Here is a 5,511-nt window from a genome sequence, read left to right as displayed (position 1 = left end):
ATGGTTCATAATTCACGGCTAATAACTGAATGCTGATTGCTGTTTAAAATACGGTGATTTAATGCTTATCCTTCTTACAAATGATGACGGAATACACTCTGAAGGGCTTATGACCTTGAGGGATAATCTCTTGAAAAGGCATGAGGTATACGTTGTTGCACCGGAGAGAGAAAGAACATGTGTCGGACACGCCATCACCCTCCATAATGGCAATATCTTTTCTACAAACGGGACGCCTGCTGATTGTGTTTTTCTTGCAGTGAGGATTTTACTTGAAAAGAAGCCTGATTTTATTATTTCCGGTTTAAATACTGGACCCAACATGGGTCAGGATGTGAACTATTCAGGAACTGTAGCTGCAGCAAAAGAGGGGGCATTTTTGGATGTGCCTTCCATGGCTGTTTCTATCAGTGCAAGAAATGAGTTTCTTTTCCATGAGGCAACGCAGGTTATTGAAAAAATTATTGAAATTGTATCCACTAACCCGTTTTTGCACGACACCTTTTTAAATGTCAACATTCCTAACATGCCATACAAGGATATGAAAGGTTTTATGGTGACAAGACTCGGCAAAAGGATATATAATGATACGGTGATAGAGCGAGTTGACCCGAGGGGTGGGAAATATTACTGGATAGGAGGAAATGGAGAAAATTACGAACTGATAGATGGCACAGATTTTTATGCGATAGAAAAGGGCTACGTTTCAATTACCCCATTAGACCTGGATATGACAAGTAGTCATTCAATAAACAATTATAAAAAATATTTTAGGGGGCCTTTATGAAAACCACATTATCTATTATCAAAGCTGATAGACGAACCCCTGAAACAAGGTTCAAGGTGAGATGAAAATAAAAGCAGGGGCGATGAAATTCTGTATAGAAACGTTTGGATGCCAGATGAATGAACATGATACGGAGAAAATGGCGTATCTTCTCGTAAATAATGGTTTTGAGCATATTCAAAATGTGAAGGATGCTGATATTGTTATTGTGAATACATGTTGTGTAAGAGAAAAGGCGGAACAGAAGTTTTACAGCCTTATGGGTAGGCTTAAGGGTATAAAGAAGAGAAGAAACATGCTTCTTGGTGTCACAGGTTGTGTAGCACAGATGGAGAAGGATAGTATAAAGGAAAGGTTACCGTTTATTGATTTTTCCCTGGGGCCTTCAAACATCCATAAAATAAAAGAAGCCATCGAAGAGGCATCAAAAAGAAGGCAATTCTTTGATTTTTCAGAGAATGGATGTAGTACTTCCCTTTTCATAAAACCGAAGAATATAGATGGCAAGGTTAAGACATGTGTGACAATTATGAAGGGATGCAACAATTTCTGTAGTTATTGCGTGGTGCCATATGTAAGGGGAAGGGAGGAGAGCAGGGAGAGTAAAGATGTGTTAAAGGAAATTGAAGACCTTGCGAGTGAAGGCGTGAGAGAGGTAATCCTCCTCGGGCAAAATGTAAATTCTTATAACAGGGGAAGGGATGATATCTCCTTTCCACAAATATTGGAGGCAATAAACAGGATTCAAGGCATAAAGAGGATTAGATTTGTTACTTCTCATCCTAAGGATATCTCGTTTGAACTTATTGACTGTTTTGGCAGGCTTGAGAAACTTTGCGAGCATATACATTTGCCCTTTCAATCAGGCTCTGATAAGGTGCTTAAGCGTATGAACAGGGGCTATACTGCTCAAGAATATATTGAGAAGATAGGGCTTCTAAGGGATAGATGTAAAGACATCTCTATTACCGCAGATTGTATTGTGGGTTTTTCAGGGGAGGATGAAGAGGATTTTGCAAAAACCATGAACCTTATAAAAGACGTAGGGTTTGATGGCATATTTTCTTTTGTGTATTCTCCAAGAAAGTATACCGTTGCCTCCACACTAAAGGATGTTGTGCCAAGAGAGGTGGCAAAAGAGAGGCTCCGCTATTTACAGGGTGTTCAAAAATCAATAACCCTTAATAAAAATAGGGAGATGGAAGATAAAAGGGTAGATGTTCTGGTGGAAGGGACGAGCAAAAACTCTGAGGAGGATTTAACGGGCAGGACAAGAACAAATAAAATTGTGAATTTCAAAGGTGACAGGGATATGATAGGTAAATTTGTTGAAGTCGAAATAGTAAAGGGCTATGCTAATTCTCTGAAAGGCGAAAAGCCTGAGATTAAGGAGGTATAAAATGCTGAAGGAGATGAAGGTTGCAGGTATCACTGTCGATCCTTTCACCAATACTCCAGTAGTGATCCTCAAAGACCTCGAAGAAAAGGATGTTCTCCCTATCTGGATTGGTCTTCTTGAGGCATCGAGCATTGCAACAGCCATAGAAAATATCCAGACCCCAAGGCCTATGACCCATGACCTTTTAAAAAATTTACTCGATAATCTGGGTGTAAAGGTTATAAAGATAGAAATTAACGACCTTAAGGACAACACATACTATGCATTGATACATTTAGATGTAGATAATAAGAGGCTTGTGATAGACTCAAGACCGAGTGATGCCATAGCCATTGCACTCAGAACCGGTGCGTCCATATTCGTGGAAGAGAGTGTGATAAAGAAATCTGCGAAGGTTGATCTTTCACAGAAAGGTGATAAAGTGGTAACGGATACAGGTGAATGGGAGGACATTCTTGAAAACCTCTCCCCTGATGATTTTGGCAAATATAAAATGTAGCTTTGGTTTTTATAGTTTATATACAGAGATAGGTATGATAGACCTCCATACACACTCCCTATTAAGCGATGGTGAACTCCTGCCTTCTGAACTGGCAAGGAGGGCAAAGGTAAAAGGGTACAGAATCATCGGTATCTCAGACCACGTGGATATTACAAACATAGAAAGGGTTGTCCAATCCATTCTAAAAATCAGTGAAAAGATGGACTATTATGGGGATATAACGATTCTTCCAGGGATAGAGATTACCCATATGCCAAAGGGGCTTATAAGGGAGATGATCGCCCTTGCAAGGAAACTCGGTATATTCTATGTTGTGGTCCATGGGGAAACAATTGCTGAACCGGTGGAAGAAGGGACAAATAGAGAGGCGATAGAAGGTGGTGCAGATATACTTGCCCATCCTGGCATTATATCTGAAGAGGATGCGATGCTTGCAAAAGAGAAAAACGTCCTTTTGGAGATAAGCGGAAGGAGGGGTCATTCACTTGCAAATGGTCATGTTGGGAAGATGGCAAAAAAGGTGGGTGCCAGCCTTATATTCAATACGGATTCTCACAGTCCGTCCGATTTGATGAGCGAGGAGCAGGCAAGGAGGGTTGTATTAGGGGCAGGTCTTTCCGCAGAGGATTTTTATATGATGCAGAGAAATGCCATTGAACTTGTTGGAAAGGTTACAGGGGTTAAGGCATGAAGCTGTCTATCAGTGACAGTATAAAGGGGATACCCTATTACCCAAGGGCTATGGCATATGGCATGGATGAGGGATGGATAAGACTATCTTCCAATGAAAACCCGTTTCCACCATCCCCTGAAGTGTTTTCGAAGATCCTTGATTCCCTCTTCAATATGAATAGATATCCTGGCGGAGAGCCTGAGCTGAAGATAGCAATTGCTGAAAGGTTTGTGGCAAGACCGGAACAGGTGATTATTGGAAATGGTTCTAATGAGCTTATAGAGATGTCCTTGAAGGCCATGAAGCATGAGAAAAGAAATAAGGTTCTCATCCCTGAACCTTCTTTTGCATTTTACAAGATAGCATCGATGATCTATGGATATGAGATATGCAGTGTTCCGCTTGTAGATATGAAGGTAGATTTAAAGGCCGTAGAGAAACAGATAGACGAAAGGACGAGATTGGTTTTCTTGAATAACCCCCTCAACCCAACGGGAACAATTTTTGAGGAGAAGGCATTTAAACTCTTTTTAAGCGAAATACCGCCTGATATACTGGTTGTTGTGGATGAAGCATATGGAGAGTTTGTGGAGAGTAAAAAGTTTCCCCGTTCTGTTGAGCTTGTGAATGATTTTCCGGTTCTGGTGCTGAAAACATTCTCAAAGGCATATGGGCTTGCGGGTCTAAGGGTTGGTTATGGGATCGGGGGGGAGTCCTTGATCTCTTTTCTTGAAAGGACAAAACAACCTTTCAGTATCAATATGATAGCACTGGTAGGGGCAAAGGCGGCATTGATGGATGAAGCATATCTGAAGAGGGTGCTGGATAACAATAAAAAGGGGAAGAGGTTTTTTTACAAAACATTGGGGGAGCTCTTTCTAAAATTCATTCCAACAGAATCGAATTTTGTTCTTGTGAAGATCGGGAAACAGGCAGAGGCCCTTTCAAAGAAGCTTTTTGAAGAGAAGATTCTAATAAGATGGATGGGGGCATACGGCCTTCCTGATTATATCAGGGTGACTATTGGAAAGATGGATGAGAATATACAGTTCATCGAAGCCTTGAAGAGAATGCTGTAGCCCGCCGGGTACCCCACTTGTGAATGGGGGAGATCGCTCGTCCGAGCGAAGCGATCATCTATATGCTTAAGTGATTACTGAACATTAAACAAGGCTGTGATTCAGACAGTAGACCATAGACATCAGACATTAGACTTAGTGGAAGGGAATGGAGAGATTACACAAAAATAAAGGCCTGGCAAATAGACACCAATGAATATGAAGAACTTTTGACACAAAAGGTCAGGAGGGTTTGAGGATACTCCAAGGGCTAATTTCTTACATAGAAAAGTCTGAAGACTAATGTCTGATGTCTAATGTCTGAATTGCAGTTTGAATTGACATGCGGTAGCGCTTTTGTTATTCTCTTACCGTAAGCCGGAGTGGTGGAACTGGCAGACGCGCCGGACTCAAAATCCGGTGGAGCTAAGCTCTGTGCGGGTTCAAGCCCCGCCTCCGGCACCACAAAAGCAGTGAATAGTGATTAGTGGTTAGTGGTGAGTGACTTAAGCACAGAGCTGAGAGCGGAGAGCATAGAGTCTCCTACACCCTATACCCTTGTATCGTTATTCAATTACCAATATTCAATAACCAGATGTTTCAATTGTTTGTAATTTGTAATTTGGTTATTGGTTATTCTTATTTCCTCTGGAACTTGAGATTTGGTTATTGGTTATTTGACTTGTATCTTGGCAAATCTCTCAAGGTCTTCTTCTGTGTCTATTCCAAAACCATCGTATACTGTTACCAGAACCTTTATTTTATAGCCGTTTTCAAGTACCCTCAATTGTTCGAGGGATTCTGCCTCCTCGAGCACCCCCTTCTCCATATTGACGAATTTTTCAAGAAAGGACCTCGAATACCCGTAAATACCTATATGCTTGAAAAGGATCGATTGGTGCTTGGTGCTTGGTGCTTGGTGCTTGGTGCTTGGTGCTTGGTGATTGGTGCTTGGTGATTGGTCATTTGCCTTTATATAGGGTATGGGTGAGCGGGAAAAGTAGAGGGCAAATCCCAGCCTGTCAAGGACAACCTTCACAGTATTCGGGTCTCTGTACTCTCCCTCATGTCCAATAGGACACGAGAGCGTTG

The 5,511-nt window shown here is 41.5% G+C and carries 6 protein-coding genes and 1 tRNA gene; 6 read left to right on the top strand and 1 reads right to left on the bottom strand.

Annotated features, from left to right (window positions below; all coding sequences use genetic code 11):
* Window positions 1-61: 61 nt before the first annotated feature.
* The 6 genes from surE (at window position 62) to NTU69_05255 (ending at window position 4,884) form a co-directional block, all read left to right on the top strand.
* The gene (surE, locus tag NTU69_05280; GenBank protein ID MCX5802932.1) at window positions 62-787 is read left to right on the top strand and encodes a 5'/3'-nucleotidase SurE; all 726 of its coding nucleotides are present in this window, start codon (window positions 62-64) and stop codon (window positions 785-787) included.
* Window positions 788-848: 61 nt separating this feature from the next.
* Complete coding sequence (gene miaB / locus NTU69_05275; protein ID MCX5802931.1) at window positions 849-2,186, top strand: tRNA (N6-isopentenyl adenosine(37)-C2)-methylthiotransferase MiaB; 1,338 nt, start codon at window positions 849-851, stop codon at window positions 2,184-2,186.
* Window position 2,187: 1 nt separating this feature from the next.
* Entirely contained in the window at window positions 2,188-2,685 is a 498-nt protein-coding gene (locus tag NTU69_05270; protein MCX5802930.1) for a bifunctional nuclease family protein, read from the top strand.
* Window positions 2,686-2,719: 34 nt separating this feature from the next.
* The gene (locus NTU69_05265) at window positions 2,720-3,379 is read left to right on the top strand and encodes a histidinol phosphate phosphatase domain-containing protein (protein ID MCX5802929.1); all 660 of its coding nucleotides are present in this window, start codon (window positions 2,720-2,722) and stop codon (window positions 3,377-3,379) included.
* Entirely contained in the window at window positions 3,376-4,440 is a 1,065-nt protein-coding gene (gene hisC, locus NTU69_05260; GenBank protein ID MCX5802928.1) for a histidinol-phosphate transaminase, read from the top strand. The genes NTU69_05265 and hisC overlap by 4 nt, the downstream gene beginning before the upstream one ends.
* Window positions 4,441-4,796: 356 nt before the next feature.
* Window positions 4,797-4,884: transfer RNA gene (locus NTU69_05255), tRNA-Leu, on the top strand.
* Window positions 4,885-5,092: 208 nt separating this feature from the next.
* On the opposite strand, the gene NTU69_05250 is transcribed toward NTU69_05255, so the two are convergent.
* On the bottom strand, window positions 5,093-5,511 hold a 419-nt coding region (locus NTU69_05250; GenBank protein MCX5802927.1), incomplete at its 5' end, for a hypothetical protein.

It is taken from the genome of Pseudomonadota bacterium (assembly GCA_026388215.1).
Taxonomy (GTDB): domain Bacteria; phylum Desulfobacterota; class Syntrophorhabdia; order Syntrophorhabdales; family Syntrophorhabdaceae; genus JAPLKF01.
Note: the sequence above shows the minus strand (reverse complement) of the source record. Positions and strands in the feature narration are given on the sequence as shown.

Bases quoted from the DNA above. Each gene is read 5' to 3' on its own strand.
- surE (MCX5802932.1), top strand. From the start codon at position 62: ATGCTTATCCTTCTTACAAATGATGACGGAATACACTCTGAAGGGCTT.
- miaB (MCX5802931.1), top strand. From the start codon at position 849: ATGAAAATAAAAGCAGGGGCGATGAAATTCTGTATAGAAACGTTTGGA.
- NTU69_05270 (MCX5802930.1), top strand. From the start codon at position 2,188: ATGCTGAAGGAGATGAAGGTTGCAGGTATCACTGTCGATCCTTTCACC.
- NTU69_05265 (MCX5802929.1), top strand. From the start codon at position 2,720: ATGATAGACCTCCATACACACTCCCTATTAAGCGATGGTGAACTCCTG.
- hisC (MCX5802928.1), top strand. From the start codon at position 3,376: ATGAAGCTGTCTATCAGTGACAGTATAAAGGGGATACCCTATTACCCA.